The organism is Cryptosporangium arvum DSM 44712, from assembly GCF_000585375.1.
Taxonomy (GTDB): Bacteria; Actinomycetota; Actinomycetes; order Mycobacteriales; family Cryptosporangiaceae; genus Cryptosporangium; species Cryptosporangium arvum.
This window is the reverse complement of sequence record NZ_KK073874.1, coordinates 1,834,090-1,852,140: the sequence shown is the minus strand read 5'-3', so window position 1 is coordinate 1,852,140 and position 18,051 is coordinate 1,834,090. Positions and strand designations below refer to the sequence as shown.

General features: G+C 67.2%; 13 protein-coding genes and 3 rRNA genes. 8 read left to right on the top strand and 8 right to left on the bottom strand.

Going from position 1 to position 18,051, the window contains the following annotated elements; all coding sequences use genetic code 11:
* Positions 1–11 precede the first annotated feature (11 nt).
* A complete protein-coding gene (locus CRYAR_RS08600) occupies positions 12–896 on the top strand; it encodes a LysR family transcriptional regulator (protein ID WP_035849660.1) in 885 nt (294 codons plus the stop codon).
* Here CRYAR_RS08600 and CRYAR_RS08595 read toward each other — a convergent pair.
* From CRYAR_RS08595 to CRYAR_RS08575, 5 genes are all read right to left on the bottom strand, one after another.
* On the bottom strand, positions 873–2,096 hold the full coding sequence (locus CRYAR_RS08595; RefSeq protein ID WP_211247341.1) for an MFS transporter: 1,224 nt from the start codon (positions 2,094–2,096) through the stop codon (positions 873–875). The genes CRYAR_RS08600 and CRYAR_RS08595 overlap by 24 nt on opposite strands.
* A gap of 132 nt (positions 2,097–2,228) precedes the next feature.
* Positions 2,229–2,345: ribosomal RNA gene (gene rrf, locus CRYAR_RS08590) — 5S ribosomal RNA — on the bottom strand.
* Between the two features lie 92 nt (positions 2,346–2,437).
* Positions 2,438–5,557, bottom strand: a 23S ribosomal RNA gene (locus CRYAR_RS08585).
* A gap of 400 nt (positions 5,558–5,957) precedes the next feature.
* Positions 5,958–7,472, bottom strand: a 16S ribosomal RNA gene (locus CRYAR_RS08580).
* Together the 16S, 23S and 5S rRNA genes form the textbook arrangement of a ribosomal RNA operon.
* A gap of 682 nt (positions 7,473–8,154) precedes the next feature.
* Positions 8,155–9,546, bottom strand: coding sequence for a serine hydrolase (locus CRYAR_RS08575; RefSeq protein ID WP_051569938.1), 1,392 nt, complete (start codon positions 9,544–9,546; stop codon positions 8,155–8,157).
* Between the two features lie 23 nt (positions 9,547–9,569).
* Between CRYAR_RS08575 and CRYAR_RS08570 the strand changes: the two genes are divergently transcribed.
* Positions 9,570–10,577: a 5'-3' exonuclease gene (locus CRYAR_RS08570; protein WP_035849657.1), complete on the top strand. Its 1,008-nt coding sequence runs from the start codon at positions 9,570–9,572 to the stop codon at positions 10,575–10,577.
* Here the strand turns inward: CRYAR_RS08570 and CRYAR_RS08565 are convergent.
* The gene (locus CRYAR_RS08565) at positions 10,574–10,942 is read right to left on the bottom strand and encodes a MerR family transcriptional regulator (RefSeq protein ID WP_035849654.1); all 369 of its coding nucleotides are present in this window, start codon (positions 10,940–10,942) and stop codon (positions 10,574–10,576) included. The genes CRYAR_RS08570 and CRYAR_RS08565 overlap by 4 nt on opposite strands.
* An 84-nt stretch (positions 10,943–11,026) precedes the next feature.
* On the opposite strand from CRYAR_RS08565, the gene CRYAR_RS08560 reads away from it, so the two are divergent.
* A complete protein-coding gene (locus CRYAR_RS08560; protein ID WP_035849651.1) occupies positions 11,027–11,740 on the top strand; it encodes an SDR family oxidoreductase in 714 nt (237 codons plus the stop codon).
* Positions 11,741–11,764: 24 nt separating this feature from the next.
* Here CRYAR_RS08560 and CRYAR_RS08555 read toward each other — a convergent pair whose 3' ends face one another.
* Positions 11,765–12,187, bottom strand: coding sequence for a hypothetical protein (locus tag CRYAR_RS08555; protein WP_063725681.1), 423 nt, complete (start codon positions 12,185–12,187; stop codon positions 11,765–11,767).
* Positions 12,188–12,277: 90 nt separating this feature from the next.
* On the opposite strand from CRYAR_RS08555, the gene CRYAR_RS08550 reads away from it, so the two are divergent.
* Genes CRYAR_RS08550 through CRYAR_RS08540 form a run of 3 tightly spaced genes read left to right on the top strand, consistent with a single transcriptional unit; the run spans position 12,278 to position 14,589 of the window.
* Positions 12,278–13,105: a mycofactocin-coupled SDR family oxidoreductase gene (locus tag CRYAR_RS08550; protein ID WP_035849649.1), complete on the top strand. Its 828-nt coding sequence runs from the start codon at positions 12,278–12,280 to the stop codon at positions 13,103–13,105.
* A 48-nt stretch (positions 13,106–13,153) separates the two neighbouring features.
* On the top strand, positions 13,154–13,681 hold the full coding sequence (lspA, locus tag CRYAR_RS08545; RefSeq protein WP_063725885.1) for a signal peptidase II: 528 nt from the start codon (positions 13,154–13,156) through the stop codon (positions 13,679–13,681).
* 14 nt (positions 13,682–13,695) lie between these two features.
* Positions 13,696–14,589, top strand: coding sequence for a siderophore-interacting protein (locus tag CRYAR_RS08540; protein ID WP_211247340.1), 894 nt, complete (start codon positions 13,696–13,698; stop codon positions 14,587–14,589).
* Positions 14,590–14,853: 264 nt separating this feature from the next.
* On the opposite strand, the gene CRYAR_RS08535 is transcribed toward CRYAR_RS08540, so the two are convergent.
* Positions 14,854–16,086 (bottom strand): ROK family transcriptional regulator, encoded by a 1,233-nt coding sequence (locus CRYAR_RS08535; protein ID WP_169745012.1) that lies wholly within the window; start codon positions 16,084–16,086, stop codon positions 14,854–14,856.
* A 102-nt stretch (positions 16,087–16,188) separates the two neighbouring features.
* Between CRYAR_RS08535 and CRYAR_RS08530 the strand changes: the two genes are divergently transcribed.
* Positions 16,189–17,145 (top strand): Gfo/Idh/MocA family protein, encoded by a 957-nt coding sequence (locus CRYAR_RS08530; RefSeq protein WP_035849646.1) that lies wholly within the window; start codon positions 16,189–16,191, stop codon positions 17,143–17,145.
* Positions 17,142–18,050, top strand: a complete 909-nt coding sequence (locus tag CRYAR_RS08525) for a Gfo/Idh/MocA family protein (protein WP_035849644.1) — start codon at positions 17,142–17,144, stop codon at positions 18,048–18,050. The genes CRYAR_RS08530 and CRYAR_RS08525 overlap by 4 nt, the downstream gene beginning before the upstream one ends.
* Position 18,051: the final 1 nt, after the last annotated feature.

Here is an 18,051-nt window from a genome sequence, read left to right as displayed (position 1 = left end):
ATAGTCGGCGCATGGAGTTGCGTCACCTGGAGTTCTTCGTCGCGGTCGCGGAGGAGCAGAGCTTCACGAAGGCCTCCACGCGTCTGCGGATCGTGCAGTCCGGGGTGTCGTCGGCGATCAAGGCGCTCGAGAAGGACCTGGGGGCCGCGCTGTTCGACCGGTCCGGCCGGCAGATCGAGCTCACCGACGCCGGTGCGGCGTTCCTGCCCAAGGCCCGCGCGGCCCTGGACGCCGCTCGCGACGCCCGCGAGGCCGTGCAGGAGGTCCGCGGGGGCATCCGGGGCACGCTGCGGATCGGCACGCTCACCGCGATCGACCTCATCGATCTGCCCGCGCTGATGGCCGACTACCACCGCCGCCACCCGGCCGTGCACCTGCGGCTCAGCGCGGCACCGTCCGGGTCGGCGGGGCTCGTCGACTCGCTCACCGAGGGAAAGCTCGACGTCACGTTCGTGTCGATGCCCGGGGGCGCGCCGCCCGGCATCGCACTGCGCGATCTCGCCGACGCGCCGCTGGACCTCGTCGTGCCGGCCGCGCACCCGCTCGCGGCCCGGGAGTCGGTGCGGCTCACCGACTTCGCCGACGAGCCGTTCGTCGACTTCCCGGACGGCTACGGCAACCGCGCGGTGACCGACCGCGCGTTCGCCGCCGCCGGGCTGCAGCGTTCGGTGTCGATCGAGATCGTGAACATCGCTACCGGCGCCGACTTCGTCCGCCACGGCATGGGGGTGGCGCTGCTCCCCCGCTTCCTGATCCCCGGGCGGAGCGACCTGCGGTCCCTGCCGGTGACGGACGCGGACATGCGCTGGCCTCTCTCCGCCGCCACGTCCACGCTCCGCCGACCCAGTGCGGCCGCGCGGGCCTTCCTGGCCCTACTTCCCCAGCACACTCCCTGACGTGGTCACCAGGCGGCGGGGCGACTCGGCGCCGTGCAGCCAGGCGCCGGTGGCCAGCAGGAAGAGCAGCGCACCGGTGAACCAGTACATCGCCGTGGTGGCGTCGACGAACCGGGTGGTGACGCCGAGGGCCAGCGACGGGACGATCAGCCCCAGGTAGCCGATCAGGAACAAGCCGGCCAGCGCCTCACCGCGGGCGGCCGGGGCCGCCGACGAGATGACCGCTCCGATCGCCGACTTGAACACGACGCCACTGCCGGCACCGGCCAGCGCCCCGCCGACCAGGAATCCCGCGAGGTTCCCGGTGGCCATACCGGCGACCAGCACCAGCAGCCCGAGCGCCTCGACGCTCACACCGAGCCCGAACCGCGCCGCCGGACGCAGACCGCTGGTGAGCGTCTGGGCCGTGGCCGCGGCCCCGAACACCACGAAGACGACGACGCCGGCGAGCAGCCGGCTCGGGTGGTGCAGCGTTCCGGCGACGAACCCCGGCGCGAGCGAGTTGAACAGCCCGAAGACCGCGAACGCGGTGAACGCGGTGACCGCCGCCGCGAGGTACGCCCGCCGGTCGGTGCCGGTGATCCCGATCCGCTGCGGACGCCAGGCCGGCCGCTCCGACGACAGGTCGACGGTCTCCTTCGTGAACCCGACCCCGATGATCGCCAGCACCAGCAACACCGCGAACAACAGGTACGGCGTGTGCAGGGGCGCCGGCAGGTACTGCGCGAGCGCACCGGCCACCAGCGGTCCGACGCCGAGCCCACCGATGTTCGCCGCGGTCGAGACCATCTCGAACCGGCCGGTCCCGTCACCGGGGCGGCTCAGCGCGTGGAGCTCGCTCAAGTAGGCGGTCGCCGTCGCCGCGATCATGCCGACGCCGAGCCCGGACACGAAGCGCGCGAGCAGCAGCTCGGGGAGCCCGGCCGAGGACAGGAAGATCAGCGCCGCGAGAAGTTCGAGGCCCAGGGCCGGCAGGAGAACGCGCTTGCGCCCGACCCGGTCCGAGATGTGCCCGGCGAGGAGCAGGCTGATCACGACGCCGACCGCGTAGGTCGCGAACACCACCGTGACGACGAACGACGAGAAGCCGTCTCGGCGCTGGTAGAGGACGTAGAGCGGGGTCGGCACGGTGGAGAACGCCATGGCGGTGAGGAACGCGCCGGCGATGAGCCAGAACCCAAGGTGGTGCCTTGTTCGCATGGTTCGAGCGTGCGCCGGGGTTGGCATCTCGTCCAACGACAGTTTGAGCTCAGACCTATCCGATCGGGAGATGGGTCGGAACACAAAAAATGCCGCTGCCCTTCTATGGGCAGCGGCATTTCTCGAAGAAAAGTCCGGCGGCGTCCTACTCTCCCACACCATCACCAGTGCAGTACCATCGGCGCTGAGGAGCTTAGCTTCCGGGTTCGGAATGGGACCGGGCGTTTCCTCCTCGCTATAACCACCGGAACCTGATCAGACCTACTGAACAGAAACCAATGCTGTTCGTGGTCTGGGAACCACACAGTGGATGCGACTACTTACTTTCAACGTCATACTTTGTGGGCAAGCCCTCGGCCTATTAGTACCGGTCAGCTCCACCTGTTACCAGGCTTCCACATCCGGCCTATCAACCCGATCGTCTACTCGGGGGCCTTAACCACTCAAGGTGGTGGGAGACCTCATCTCGAAGCAGGCTTCCCGCTTAGATGCTTTCAGCGGTTATCCCTTCCGAACGTAGCCAACCAGCCATGCTCCTGGCGGAACAACTGGCACACCAGAGGTTCGTCCGTCCCGGTCCTCTCGTACTAGGGACAGCCCTTCTCAAATCTCCAACGCGCACGGCGGATAGGGACCGAACTGTCTCACGACGTTCTAAACCCAGCTCGCGTACCGCTTTAATGGGCGAACAGCCCAACCCTTGGGACCTACTCCAGCCCCAGGATGCGACGAGCCGACATCGAGGTGCCAAACCATCCCGTCGATATGGACTCTTGGGGAAGATCAGCCTGTTATCCCCGGGGTACCTTTTATCCGTTGAGCGACACCGCTTCCACCAGCCAGTGCCGGATCACTAGTCCCAGCTTTCGCTCCTGCTCGACCTGTCAGTCTCACAGTCAAGCTCCCTTGTGCACTTGCACTCAACACCTGATTGCCAACCAGGCTGAGGGAACCTTTGGGCGCCTCCGTTACATTTTAGGAGGCAACCGCCCCAGTTAAACTACCCACCAGGCACTGTCCCCGACCCCGATCAGGGGCCCGGGTTAGACATCCAATACGACCAGAGTGGTATTTCAACGATGACTCCACGAACACTGGCGTGCCCGCTTCACAGTCTCCCACCTATCCTACACAAGCCGAATCGAACACCAATACCAAGCTATAGTAAAGGTCCCGGGGTCTTTCCGTCCTGCCGCGCGTAACGAGCATCTTTACTCGTAGTGCAATTTCGCCGAGCCTGTGGTTGAGACAGTAGGAAAGTCGTTACGCCATTCGTGCAGGTCGGAACTTACCCGACAAGGAATTTCGCTACCTTAGGATGGTTATAGTTACCACCGCCGTTTACTGGCGCTTAAGTTCTCAGCTTCGCCCTTACGGACTAACCGGTCCCCTTAACGTTCCAGCACCGGGCAGGCGTCAGTCCGTATACATCGTCTTACGACTTCGCACGGACCTGTGTTTTTAGTAAACAGTCGCTTTCCCCTGGTCTCTGCGGCCATACAACGCTCCCCCAGCAAGTGGGATCACGTCTCCGGCCCCCCTTCTCCCGAAGTTACGGGGGTATTTTGCCGAGTTCCTTAACCACAGTTCGCTCGATCGCCTTGGTATTCTCTACCTGACCACCTGTGTCGGTTTAGGGTACGGGCCGCTCGGATCTCGCTAGAGGCTTTTCTCGGCAGCATAGGATCACTCACTTCGCCACAACGGCTCCCCATCAGGTCTCAGACTATATGAAGCACGGATTTACCAATGCCTCGTCCTACACCCTTAGCCCGGCACCACCATTCACCGGGATGAGCTACCTTCCTGCGTCACCCCATCGCTTGACTACTACCACCCGGGATCCCAGCCTCCCCAGCTCCTTCCCGAAGGAATCGGCCGGCTTGGGTGGTTAGCACAAAGTAGGTTCATCATGGGCGATCCTTCGCGGGTACGGGAATATCAACCCGTTGTCCATCGACTACGCCTGTCGGCCTCGCCTTAGGTCCCGACTCACCCTGGGCGGATTAGCCTGGCCCAGGAACCCTTGGTCATTCGGCGGACGGGTTTCTCACCCGTCATTCGCTACTCATGCCTGCATTCTCACTCGCACGACGTCCACCACTCGATCACTCGGCAGCTTCCTCCGTCGTACGACGCTCCCCTACCCATCAACACATCCAATAAGAGTCCCGCAGGAATTCAAACCAGACTATACGTGTCAATGCCTCAGCTTCGGCGGTGTACTTGAGCCCCGCTACATTGTCGGCGCGGAATCACTTGACCAGTGAGCTATTACGCACTCTTTAAAGGGTGGCTGCTTCTAAGCCAACCTCCTGGTTGTCTCTGCGACTCCACATCCTTTCCCACTTAGCACACGCTTAGGGGCCTTAGCTGGAGATCTGGGCTGTTTCCCTCTCGACTACGAAGCTTATCCCCCGCAGTCTCACTGCCACGCTCTCACTTACCGGCATTCGGAGTTTGGCTGACTTCAGTAAGCTTGTGGGCCCCCTAGGCCATCCAGTGCTCTACCTCCGGCAAGAAACACGCAACGCTGCACCTAAATGCATTTCGGGGAGAACCAGCTATCACGGAGTTTGATTGGCCTTTCACCCCTATCCACAGGTCATCCCCCAGGTTTTCAACCCTGGTGGGTTCGGGCCTCCACGCCGTCTTACCGGCGCTTCACCCTGCCCATGGATAGATCACTCCGCTTCGGGTCTAGAGCACGCGACTCACACGCCCTATTCGGACTCGCTTTCGCTACGGCTACCCCACACGGGTTAACCTCGCCACGTACCACTAACTCGCAGGCTCATTCTTCAAAAGGCACGCCGTCACATCTCCGAAGATCTGCTCCGACGGCTTGTAGGCACACGGTTTCAGGTACTATTTCACTCCCCTCCCGGGGTACTTTTCACCTTTCCCTCACGGTACTAGTGCACTATCGGTCACCAGGGAGTATTTAGGCTTAGCGGGTGGTCCCGCCAGATTCACACGAGATTTCACGGGCCCCGTGCTACTTGGGAACAACTAAAGGAAGATCACAGGTTTTCGTCTACGGGAGTCTCACCCTCTACGCCGGTCCTTCCCAGAACCTTCGACTAACCACATGATTTTCTTACTTCCCCATCAGCCGGCAGACTGACGAATAGCCGTCCCACGACCCCAACGACGCAACCCCTGCCGGGTATCACACGTCACTGGTTTAGCCTCATCCGCTTTCGCTCGCCACTACTCACGGAATCACTCTTGTTTTCTCTTCCTGTGGGTACTGAGATGTTTCACTTCCCCACGTTCCCTCCACACACCCTATGTGTTCAGGTGCGGGTGACAGCACATAACTGCTGCCGGGTTTCCCCATTCGGACACCCTCGAATCACAGCTCGGTTGACAGCTCCTCGAGGACTATCGCGGTCTCCCACGTCCTTCATCGGCTCCTGGTGCCAAGGCATCCACCGTGCGCCCTTAACAACTTGACCACAAAGATAAGATGCTCGCATCCACTGTGCAGTTCTCAAACAACGACCAGCACCCACCCCGCGCTCACCACCAGCCCAAACACCCAAAACCCAGTGTCCGTCGATGTGGTGTGGAATGGTCCGGCTGAAATCCCACAACGCCGCTCAGCAAAGAGCACCCTGCGTGTGTTATTTCAGGACCCAACAGTGTGTTCTACAAGCCATCGATCTAGCCGGCCCCGTTCCTGCACCCAAAGATGCTGTACTAAACGACCCTCTACATCCATGCACTCGAACTAGTTAGTGATCCACCCGAGCAACCGCATCGAAACTTGCCTCATCCCTACATGAACAAGGTCGCGCTCGATAAACGGCATCTGGACACCGCCTCAAAAGAGGACCGGTGCCGAGTGCTCCTTAGAAAGGAGGTGATCCAGCCGCACCTTCCGGTACGGCTACCTTGTTACGACTTCGTCCCAATCGCCAGTCCCACCTTCGACCGCTCCCTCTCCGAAGAGTTGGGCCACGGGCTTCGGGTGTTACCGACTTTCGTGACGTGACGGGCGGTGTGTACAAGGCCCGGGAACGTATTCACCGCAGCGTTGCTGATCTGCGATTACTAGCGACTCCGACTTCACGGGGTCGAGTTGCAGACCCCGATCCGAACTGAGACCGGCTTTTTGGGATTCGCTCGACCTTACGGTTTCGCAGCCCTCTGTACCGGCCATTGTAGCATGCGTGCAGCCCAAGACATAAGGGGCATGATGATTTGACGTCATCCCCACCTTCCTCCGAGTTGACCCCGGCAGTCTCCCATGAGTCCCCACCCGAAGTGCTGGCAACATGGAACGAGGGTTGCGCTCGTTGCGGGACTTAACCCAACATCTCACGACACGAGCTGACGACAACCATGCACCACCTGTACACCGCCCCGAAGGACCCCGTATCTCTACGAGTTTTCGGTGTATGTCAAGCCTTGGTAAGGTTCTTCGCGTTGCATCGAATTAAGCCGCATGCTCCGCCGCTTGTGCGGGCCCCCGTCAATTCCTTTGAGTTTTAGCCTTGCGGCCGTACTCCCCAGGCGGGGCGCTTAATGCGTTAGCTGCGGCACGGAACCCGTGGATAGGGTCCCACACCTAGCGCCCAACGTTTACGGCGTGGACTACCAGGGTATCTAATCCTGTTCGCTCCCCACGCTTTCGCTCCTCAGCGTCAGTTACGGCCCAGAGACCCGCCTTCGCCACCGGTGTTCCTCCTGATATCTGCGCATTTCACCGCTACACCAGGAATTCCAGTCTCCCCTACCGCACTCAAGCCAGCCCGTATCGACTGCAGGCCCGGAGTTGAGCCCCGGGTTTTCACAGTCGACGTGACAAGCCGCCTACGAGCTCTTTACGCCCAATAATTCCGGACAACGCTTGCACCCTACGTATTACCGCGGCTGCTGGCACGTAGTTGGCCGGTGCTTCTTCTGCAGGTACCGTCACTTGCGCTTCGTCCCTGCTGAAAGAGGTTTACAACCCGAAGGCCGTCATCCCTCACGCGGCGTCGCTGCGTCAGGCTTTCGCCCATTGCGCAATATTCCCCACTGCTGCCTCCCGTAGGAGTCTGGGCCGTGTCTCAGTCCCAGTGTGGCCGGTCGCCCTCTCAGGCCGGCTACCCGTCACTGCCTTGGTAGGCCATTACCCCACCAACAAGCTGATAGGCCGCGGGCTCATCCCTCGCCGAAAAACTTTCCACCACCGAAGATGCCTAAAGTGGTCGTATCCGGTATTAGCCCCGGTTTCCCGGAGTTATCCCAGAGCGAGGGGCAGATTGCCCACGTGTTACTCACCCGTTCGCCGCTCGAGTACCCCGAAGGGCCTTTCCGCTCGACTTGCATGTGTTAAGCACGCCGCCAGCGTTCGTCCTGAGCCAGGATCAAACTCTCCATCAAGGTTTTTCATCAGCACCAGCCGGCGAAGGCAACGGTGCCAATACCCTTAGAGAATCCATTTACCTAGCAGAACCAACATCACCCCAACGTTGGCAGGGGCTAGTCAGTCCAACCAAAGGAACCTAGAACCCACCAAAAATAGTGAGCCGAGGTCAAACACTTGGCACTAACTTTTAAACACACTGTTGAGTTCTCAAACAACACACGCGCACCGGATCCGCTCTCTCGAGCCTCACTCAGGGCTTGTCCTGCGTTTCTTACTGTACCCGATCCGATTTCCAGAACCAAATTCGCTCTGTTTCCTTATCGGGGCCTTACCGCCGAACTAAATCGCTCGGCGTCTTGCGTTTTCCAGCGTATCCGGTCGTTCTCGCGGCGCCAAATCGGCCGCTTCGCCCGGCGCAGCATTTCGCCCCGACCTTCCGGCCGGTGTGGCTCGAGCTGCTTCCCCGCGGGCCGTCCACCCGTTCGCTTGCGCGTCCGGTGCGTGTCCGTCTCCCCTGCGGGCCTTGTGAAATCTACGCGACACATCGGCGGTTGCGCAAACCGATTAACCGTGGCGGTGGACACACAGTGAACAACTCCGGTCCGTCACCTATCTTTTCGCTGGTCAGCTCGGGTCAGGGCGCAGATCCTGCCGCATGCCGTGCTACGCGCGGCGTAGACGGAGAAGAACAGACAGTCACGAACGCGGGGTCACGGTGCCCGCGTAGTGGTGAGCGGTGACCGCGACGTCGATCGCCCGGCCCAGTTCGCCGAACTTCTCCGAGTACTCGACCGGATCGACCCCGGGTGGGTCCTTCGGCCGAGCCGGATCGACGAATCGGCTCCCGAGATTCGTCTGCACCACCACGATGTAGTGGCGCCACGGCTTACCCGGCAGCGAGCGCACGATTCCGGCGTCACCGCCGGCGGTTTCGGCCAGACCGGTCTTGTGGGCGAACGTGACCTCGGCGGCCTCGTTGCACGGGCGGACGTCCTCTCCGTAGCGGTGCTCGGGTAACCGGACCGTGCCGTCGGTCGGATCGGTCCAGCGGACCGGGGTCAGCTGAGGGATGCCCGCGGCCGGGTACGGACGGTCGCACCAGTTCGTCGTGGACAGCACCTGGTTCAGGCCCTGCTCGCCGAGCGTCCGGAGGAAGAAGGCCCGCGAGGCGGGGCGGAGGACGTCACGGGTGACCGGCTTCCCCTCCGGCGTCCGCCACAGCGTGCCCGGTCCTCCGACGAGGAGGAGCAGCAGCTTCGCGGTGTCCGGAGAGGTCATCGTGATCTCGTTGGTCCAGTTCCCGCCGGTACGCGGGTCGGTGCCCCCGAGGCGCAGCGTCGGTAGGCCGAGGTCGTCGAAGCGCGGGATCGCCCGGTGCTGGTGGAGCAGGCGCACCATCGCGCAGGCCGACGGGTTGGACGAGATCGTGAGCATCTCGTCGAGGAAGGTGCGCACCGGCGCCGTGCGTGCTCCTTCGCAGATCGGGCTGGGTTCGCCGTCCGGCGCGTACGTGTACGGCTCGTCGAGCTCCACCCGGCCCTGGTCGACCAGGCGCAGCACGCCGAACGTCACCATGAGTTTGAAGACGGAGGCCGGGTAGGGCGACATGAAGTCGACCGGTGCGCCCGTGTGTCCCGGGTGGAGGTCGACGCTGCCCTGGCCGGCGTTGCCGCTCCACGCGGTGTCGTCCCAGCGGCGCCAGCGGACGGCGTCAGTGGTGAGGTTCTCGTCGAGCGGGATGATCAGTCCGTCGCGGAAGCGGGCGCTGAGCAACACGGTCGCGGCGGCGACGGGCCGGCCCGAAGCGTCGAGCTCGATCACCGTCGTGTCCACATTCGGCACCAGGCCGAACACCGGTGGGAGCGGGAGGCCGAGGAAGCGGACGTCGACCAGGTCGACGAAGCTGCGCTCGTTCACCGCGGCCAGCAGTTCGCGGGCCAGCCGGTCGTCGCGGGGCGTCAGCTGGGTGGGGTCCAAGCCGAGAGGGCGCCGGGTCTCGAGCCGTTCGTCGCCGACCAGACCGCCGAAGAGCAGCACGGTCGCGAGGAAGCCGGCGGTGATCGCTCTCCGCACCGCCCGCAAGGTCATCCCGGACCTCCTAGGCTGGGTGCGTGTCTTCCCCACCGCTGCTGCTCGTGCTCGACGGCAACAGTCTGTTGCACCGCGCTTACCACGCGGCCGCGACGGGGAAACTGCTCGACTCGGACGACCGGCCGGTCTGGGCGCTGAAGGGTCTGGTGGGCTACGTCGCGCGGGCGTCGGCGAAGCTGCGGCCGGACGCGGTGGTGGTCGGGTTCGACTGTTCCGAGCGCTCGACCCGGCAGGTCGACTACCCGCAGTACAAGGCGCATCGGCCGGAGAAGGCCGCGGATCTGTCGGAACAGATCACGGCGGCGCCCGACCTGCTCCGGGAGGCGGGTTTCTGCACGGTCGTGCCGAGCGGCTTCGAGGCCGACGACGTGCTGGCGAGCGCGGCGGCGTCGGCACGCGGTGGTGGGTGGCGCTCGGTACTCGTGACGAGCGACCGGGACGCGTTCGCGCTCATCGACGAGCAGACCTCGGTGCTGCGGCTGCGTAACGGCGGCCTGGACGAGGCGGTGCTCATGACGCCCGCGTCGCTGGAGGAGCTCTACGGGGTGACGCCGGCGCTCTACGGCGACCTGGCGGCATTGCGCGGCGATCCGTCCGACAACCTGCCGGGCGTGCGGGGGTTCGGCACGATCCTGGCCGCGCGGCTGCTGGGGACGTTCGGGAGCGTGGAGGCCGCGTGGGCGGCCGGGTTCGACGACGTGCGTGCCGTAGTGGGTGAGGTGGCGGCGCGCAGTCTCGCGACCGACGAGGCGCGGGAGCGGGTGGCGGTCAACCGGCGGCTGATGCGCATGCGTGCCGATCTGGAGTTGCCGCCGTTGGACTCGGCCCGGTTGCCGCTCTCGTACGGCGTGATGCGTCAGGCGCTGGCCGGGCGCGGAATCATCCTCGGGCCGTCGCTGTGGGCGTTGACCGGGCGGACTCCGCCCCCCGAGCCCCCGGAGAAGGGCGCGCAGTCGGAGCCGCCGAAGTACCCGCGGACCGTGCGGGCCCGGCGGGAGCCTTCGCCGGACCAGATGGCGCTGTTCTAGGCCGAGCAGGGCTGCTGGGTGTCCCGGTAGGCGATCGTGGTGCGGATGACGCCGTCGAGGCGGTCGCGGGTGGCGGTGAGCTCGGCGATCTGGTGGTCGATGCGGTCGCGCTCGGTGGTGAGCCGGGCCATCAGCTCCGGCGTGACGACGCCGGTGTGGACGCACGGCAGGATCTCGAGCACCGCCTTGCTGGGGAGCCCCGCGGCGTAGAGCTGCTGGATGAAGCGGACGCGGTCCACCGCCGAGGCCGCGTAGACGCGCTGGCCGCTGGGCGTGCGCTCGGACGCCAGCAGGTGCTGCTCCTCGTAGTAGCGCAGCGCACGCACGCTGACCCCGGCTTTCGACGCGAGCTCTCCGATACGCACGGCTGAGACCTCTCCCACAACACTTGCCTCTGACGTCAACGTCAGGTTTTAGCGTAGCGGCAGAACCGAACCGACGGAGGAATCATGAAGATCGCTGGCGCAGTTGCCCTGGTCACAGGCGCGAACCGGGGCCTCGGCCGACACTTCGCCACCCAGCTGCTCGAGCGCGGGGCGACGAAGGTCTACGCGACCGCGCGCACGCCCGAGAGCATCGACATCCCCGGCGTGGAGACGCTGCGCATCGACGTCACCGACCCGGCATCGATCGAGGCCGCCGCGGCGGTGGCGGGCGACGTCACGCTGCTGGTGAACAACGCCGGCATCTCGACCGGCACCGAGCTGCTCCAGGGTGACCTGGCCGACATCCGCCGGGAGCTCGAGACCAACTTCTACGGGCCGCTGCACACCGTGCGCGCGTTCGCCCCGGTGCTGGAGCGCAACGGGGGTGGCGCGATCGTCAACATGCTCTCGGCGTTGTCGTGGTTCGCCTACCCCGGCTCGGGGGCGTACTCCGCCGGGAAGGCCGCCGCCTGGAACCTGACCAACTCGATCCGGCTGGAGCTGGCACCCCGCGGCATCCTCGTCTCCGGCGTGCACCTGGGGCTGGCCGACACCGACATGGCCGCGGGTCTCGACATGCCGAAGACACCGCCGGCCGACGTGGTGCGGACCGTGCTCGACGGCGTCGAGGCCGGGGCGCTCGAGGTCGTCGTCGACGAGTGGAGCGCCGGGGTCAAGGCCTCGCTCTCCCGCGACCCGGGTGAGTTCTACGGCGATGCCGCCCGCCCGACCGCCTGACCGCTCGGCGGAGGCGAGCACGCTTCAGAACGGATCGGAGCGTGCCCGCCTCAGCGAGCGGGTCCGCAGGTGGTAGCCCAGGAACAGCAGCGCGATCGTCAGCACGAACTCGATCCCGAGCCCGGTGCCCACTGCCACCGCGTCCCGGACTCCGAACCCCTCGAAGTTCGTCACGTGATAGACGAAGTGCGTGCCGCAGTACACGCCGAAGCCGGCCAGCGCGGCCATCACCAGGCGGTACTCGAGGACGACCGCGGCGATCACCAGCACGGTGACGATCGCGAGGTTGAGCCCGCCGACATCGGCCATCAGGTGCTCGTTGTACGGCGGATCGTTCGAGACGGTCGGGAAGTCGTCGTAGAACGACCGGGGGAAGAAGTACTGCCAGGCGCCCACGGTCCCGTCGAGGACGGCGAGGACGACCAGCCCGACGCGCATCGATCTCATACCGCTAGGACGGCGCAGCCCCCCCGTTCGTGACGTGGCGATTCCTGCACTCAGTGACATAATTGCCGTGAGCTGAGGAGATGAAGCCACATGGCTGGACGTTTCGAAGGCAAGGTCCTGTTCGTCACCGGCGCCGCACGCGGCCAGGGGCGCAACCACGCGATCCGGTTCGCCCAGGAGGGCGCGGACGTCATCGCGGTCGACGTCGCCCACGACGTCGAGACGGTCGGCTACCCCGGCGCGACCAGGGCCGACCTGGACGAGACCGTCCGGCTGGTCGAGGCGCTGGACCGGCGGATCGTCGCCTCGGTCGTCGACATCCGTGACCGTGCCGGTCTGCTCACCGCGGTCGACGAGGGCGTCGCGCAGCTCGGACGCGTCGACGTGGTCAGCTCGAACGCCGGCATCGCCACGTTCGCCCCGGCCGCGGAGATGTCCGAGGAGATGTGGCGGACGATGATCGACGTCAACCTGACCGGGCAGTTCTTCACCGCGCAGGCCGCGATCCCGCACCTGATCCGGCAGGGCGACGGCGGCTCGATCGTGTTCACGAGCTCGACCGCCGGGCTCAAGGGCATGGCGAACCTCCCCCACTACTCGGCGGCCAAGCACGGCCTGGTCGGCCTCGCGCGGTCGCTGGCGAACGAACTCGCGCCGCACCGCATCCGGGTCAACACCGTCCACCCGACGAACGTCGACACCGTGATGATCCAGAACACCGAGACCAGGGCGCTGTTCGGCGGGCCGGACGTCTCGCGCGAGGAGTTCGCCGAGGCCGCCACCCCGATGAACATGCTGCCGATCCCGTGGGTGGACGTCGACGACGTCACCGAGGCGCTGATGTACCTCTCCTCCGACGCCGGCCGCTTCCTGACCGGGGTGTCCCTCCCGGTGGACGCCGGCATGTCGCAGAAGTAGCCCAGGGGCCTCCGGACGGTGGAGGGCGGCGACCGTATCGTCGGGACCGTGAGATCGCGCTATCGGTGGTTCCTGGTCTGGGCGGCAGTTGTACTAGTGGTCGATCAGGCGACCAAGTACTGGGCGGAACGGACGCTCTCGGACGGGCGTGAGATCGAGGTGATCCCGCCGCTCATCGACTTCCGGCTGGTCTACAACCCCGGGGCCGCGTTCTCCATCGGCGAATCGATGACGTGGGTGTTCGCGATCGCGGCGGCGGCCGCGGTCGTCGGCATCCTGTACTACGCGCGGCGGGTGACGTCGCTGGGCTGGGCGTTGGCGCTCGGCGCGGTGCTCGGGGGCGCGGCCTCGCACCTGGGTGACCGGCTCTTCCGGGAGCCCGGGTTCGCGCGGGGACACGTCGTCGACTTCATCGATTACAACGGGTTCTTCGTCGGGAACGTGGCCGACATCGCGCTCGTGCTGGGCGCGATCGTGCTGGCACTGCTCACGTTCCGTGAGGTCCCGCTGCGTGCGGACGACGCCCCGGCGCCGGCCGACAAAAGCGGCGACCGTAGCCCCGAAGAGGCTGGTTAGCCTAACCTAAGCACATGAGCGGAACCACGCTGCCCATGCGTGTGTGGACCGGCGAAGTCGTCCGCACCGAAGACCTCACCCCGGCCCTGCGTCGCGTCGTCATCGGCGGCCGCGGGCTCGCCGGCTACGCCACCACGGGCGTCGGCGACGAGTACGTCCGGCTGATCTTCCCGCTCGGCGGGGAGCGCGAACCGATCCTCCCCACGGTCACCGACGGTCACCTCGACTACGGGTCGATCGATCTGGACACGATGCGCACGTACACCGTGCGTGCCTTCGACCCGGTCACCACCGAGGTCTCGATCGATTTCGTCGTCCACGACGGTGGTGTCGCCGCCGAGTGGGCCCGGAAGGCCGCCCCCGGCGACCTCGTCGGCATCAACACCCCCGACGGCATGTACGACCCGCCTGCCGGCCTGGCCTGGCAGCTGCTCGTCGCGGACTTCGCCGCCCTTCCGGCCGCGGCGCGGCTGCTCGAGAACACCCCCTCCGGGGTGCGGACGCGCGCGGTCCTCGAGGTCCCGGGCCCGGAACACCACATCCCGCTCGACGTCCGGCCGGGTACCGAGATCACCTGGCTGCACGGCGGCAACGGGCACGGTGCGAGCCGGCTCGAGCAGTGCGTGCGCTCGATGCCACGCCCGGACGGCACCGGCTACGTCTGGGTGGCCGGCGAGACCCGCGAGATGCGTAACGTCCGCAAGTACTTACGCCGCGAGCTGGGACTGCCGGCCGGGGCGTACAAAGCCGTCGGGTACTGGACCGACGGAGCGGAAACCTGGCGGGACCGCTACGACGCGCTCGACGACGCGACCAAGGCGTCGCTCGAAGCGATCTGGGCCGCCGATGCCGACCTCGCCGACATCGAGATCCAGTACGACGAGAAGCTCGCCCGCCTCGGCCTCTAACCGGTCAGGAATCGAGAAGCACGGGCCGGTCGCGCGCACCTAGCGTGACCGGCATCAACCCGCGTCTTCCCGGAGGTACCGATGGACTGGCGACAGCTCCACCGCGGCACGTCGATCGTCGTCACCGCGCCGTACCGGGCGCGACGGGCGAACGTCTGATGTGCACCCGACCGATGCGCGACGCCCTGACGCGGGCCGCGCGCGCCGACGACCGGCGTCCGCCGGAGGCCGAGCCCCGACCCGAGCCCGAACCGGTGCCGGAGCTCAGCGAACCGGGCTGAGCCCGAGCTCCGTCGGACGAGTGCGCAGCACCCGCTCGACGGCCGCGAGCCCGAACCGGACCGCGCCGATCAGGATCGCGTCGTCGCCGAGCGTCGACAGCCGCCAGCCGGGCGGGTCGACGAGCAGCGCCGGCGCACGTCGCTCCGCCGCGCGCAGCACGTACTCGCACGCGGTGGCCAGGTCCGGGAGCGCGAACAGGCTGGTGCCCAGGACGACCACTGCGGGGTCGAGCGCGAGCAGGACCGGCGCCAGCGCGTCGGCCAGCCGCTCCCCCACCAGTTCCAGCGCGCGGATGGCGTCCGGGTCGCCGTCGGCGGCGCCCCGGACGATCGCGGCGTCGCTGTAGATGCTGCTCGGCTCGATGCCGGGACGCCCGACGCCGGGCTCGCCGATCGCGCGGGCCGCCAGCGGGCTGCCGTCGGGGAAGATCATGAACCCGATCTCGCCGGCCGCGCCGTGCTGCCCGCGCAGAAGCCGGCCACCGGTGATGATCCCGGCGCCGAGACGTTCGCCGAGCAGGATGAAGACCATCTCGCCGGTGGTGGCGGCGCCCCCGCGCCACTGCTCGCCCAGCGCGGCCAGGTTGGCGTCGTTGTCGACCGCGACCGGGCACCGCAGTTCGTCGCCGAGGATCGCCGCGATGTCGACGTCGGCCCAGTCGCGCAGGTTGTCGACGTAACGCAGCCGGGTGGTGTCCTGGACCCAGCCCGGCGTGCCGACCGTGGCCGCGCACACCCGGTGCGCGTCGACGCCGGCCTCGGCCAGTGCGGCGCGGACGGCCTCCACCACCGCGCGCGCCCGAGCCGCGCCGGTCAGGTCCCGGCGGACGGTACGGCGCCGGATCAGCACGGTCTCGCCGTCGAGATCCGCGAGGCCCACCGCCAGCGACCGGCTCCGGACGTCGATCCCGACGACGTACCCCGCCCGCGGCCGGAACCGCAACCGGCGGGCGGGCCGGCCGGGTGACTGCACACCGCGCGCCGGTGGTGCCTGCTCCTCCTCGACCAGACCGCTCGTCAGCAGGTCGTTGACGATCAGCTCGACGGTCGGGCGGGACAGCCGGGTGCTCCTGGCCAGTTCGGCGACGCGGGGCGGGTCCTCCGCCGTCCGGATCGACGCCAGTACGGCCGCCGCGTTGGCCGTACGCAGGTCCCCCACGCCCACCACCGCGGGTGCCGTGGCTCCGGCGTCGTCGCCGAACGGCCAGGTGGTCACGAGCGGCACGGTACCAACCACCCTCTTGCGCTCCCCTCCGAACCGCGCTTACAGTGCTCGCCAATTTGAAAAAGCAATTTCTTTATCAAACTAGGAGGCCGCATGAGAGTCGCCGTGATCGGGGCCGGAGCGATCGCCCGGCCGCACGTCGCCGCCTGGACCTCACTGGGCGCACACGTCCGGATCCACTCGTCGCACGGCGCCTCGGCGCTGGCCCGGGCCTACGGCGGCACCGCGGTGGACACGCTCGAGGAGTGCCTCGACGGCGTCGAGGTGGTGGACGTGTGCACGCCCACCCCCACCCACGCACCGATCGTGCTGGCGGCCGCGGCCCGCCGGCTGCACGTCGTCTGCGAGAAGCCGCTGGCGCTGGACCACCGGACCGCGGCCGGGCTGATCGACGCGTGCCGCGACGCCGGCGTCCGCCTCTTCCCCGGTCATGTCGTGCGCTACTTCCCGGCGTACGCGGCCGCGCACCGGCTGGTGACCGAGCAGGGCACGGTCGGCCGGGTCGCGGTCACGCGCCTGAGCCGGACCACGATGACGCCCTCGGCGCCCTGGCTCACCGACCCGGCCCGCTCCGGCGGCGTGCTCGTCGACCAGATGATCCATGACTTCGACTTCGCCCGGTGGATCGCCGGGCCGGTCGTCGACGTCTTCGCCCGGCTCACCGGCGGACCACCCTGGACCGGCCACGCGCTGCTGCGCCACGAGAGCGGCGCCCTCACCCAGGTCACCGGCCAGTGGGGTCGGCCGGGCACCGCGTTCCGGACGTCGTTCGCGATCCGCGGCAGCTCCGGCGGCCTCGACCACGATTCGCGGGACACCGCCCCGCTGCGCTGGGAGCCGGAACCACCGGCCGACGCCCTGTTACCGGCCTTCGACGCGACCGGCTCGCCGTTCCGCGCCGAGCTGGCCGACTTCGTCACCGCGCTCCGCACCGGGGCACCCGCCCGGGTGACTCCCGAGGACAGCCTGGCCGCGCTCGACGTCGCGCTCGCCGCGGTGCGGTCGGTCCGCGAGAACCGGCCGGTCGATCCGAAGGAGGTCGCGGCATGACGATCCGGATCGGGATCGCCTCCACCGCCCATCCGCACAGCGCGTCCTACGCCGCCGCGCTCAGCCGACGACCGGATGTCGAGCTGCGCGTCGCCGAGCTCGACGAGCTCCTGGCCTGGGCTCCGCACGGCGTCGTGATCTGCGCCGAGAACCACCGGCACCGTGAGCTCACCGAGCGCGCCGCCGCGGCCGGCGTCCACGTGCTCTGCGAGAAACCGCTGGCGACGAACGTGGCCGACGCCGTCGCGATGATCGACGCTTGCGAACGCGCGGGCGTCCACCTGGCGACCGCGTACCCGGTCCGCTTCCACCCGGCGCTCGCGGCGCTGCGGGCCGGTCGGCCGGGACGGCTCTACTCGGCGGTCGGCGTGAACACCGGCATCGCGCCCGGGGGCTGGTTCGCCGACACCGCGTCCGGCGGCGGCGCGATCCTCGACCACACCGTGCACCTGGCCGACCTGCTGACCGCGCTGGTCGACGCTCCGCCGGTCGAGGTGTACGCGCAGGCCAACCGGATCGTGGCCGGCGCCGGGGGCGACGCCGAGACCGGCGGGCTGCTCGTCGTCACCCACGCCGACGGGTTCGTCGCCTCGATCGACTGCAGCTGGAGCGAACCGTCCGGCTTCCCCCGCTGGGGCGGCCTGTCGCTGACCCTGCACGGCAGCGGCGGGAGCGTCCACTTCGATCCGTTCGCCGACGAACTCACCGGCTACGACGCGACGCGCACCGCGTCGGCGCCCTACCTCGATCTCGACGCGCTGCTGCTCGCGGACTTCGTCGACGCGATCCGGGAACGGCGCCCGCCCGACCGGACCGCCCTGCGCTCCCTCGCCGTGGCCGAAGCCGCGTCGACCTCGGCGGCCACCGGCCGGCCGGAGCCCGTCCACCCCCTCGGAGGTCGCTGAC

What these genes read in the sequence shown, in the direction of transcription:
- CRYAR_RS08600 (WP_035849660.1), top strand. Translation starts at nt 12, where the DNA reads ATGGAGTTGCGTCACCTGGAGTTCTTCGTCGCGGTCGCGGAGGAGCAG.
- CRYAR_RS08595 (WP_211247341.1), bottom strand. Translation starts at nt 2,096, where the DNA reads ATGCGAACAAGGCACCACCTTGGGTTCTGGCTCATCGCCGGCGCGTTC.
- CRYAR_RS08575 (WP_051569938.1), bottom strand. Translation starts at nt 9,546, where the DNA reads ATGACCTTGCGGGCGGTGCGGAGAGCGATCACCGCCGGCTTCCTCGCG.
- CRYAR_RS08560 (WP_035849651.1), top strand. Translation starts at nt 11,027, where the DNA reads ATGAAGATCGCTGGCGCAGTTGCCCTGGTCACAGGCGCGAACCGGGGC.
- CRYAR_RS08555 (WP_063725681.1), bottom strand. Translation starts at nt 12,187, where the DNA reads ATGAGATCGATGCGCGTCGGGCTGGTCGTCCTCGCCGTCCTCGACGGG.
- CRYAR_RS08550 (WP_035849649.1), top strand. Translation starts at nt 12,278, where the DNA reads ATGGCTGGACGTTTCGAAGGCAAGGTCCTGTTCGTCACCGGCGCCGCA.
- CRYAR_RS08540 (WP_211247340.1), top strand. Translation starts at nt 13,696, where the DNA reads ATGAGCGGAACCACGCTGCCCATGCGTGTGTGGACCGGCGAAGTCGTC.
- CRYAR_RS08530 (WP_035849646.1), top strand. Translation starts at nt 16,189, where the DNA reads ATGAGAGTCGCCGTGATCGGGGCCGGAGCGATCGCCCGGCCGCACGTC.
- CRYAR_RS08525 (WP_035849644.1), top strand. Translation starts at nt 17,142, where the DNA reads ATGACGATCCGGATCGGGATCGCCTCCACCGCCCATCCGCACAGCGCG.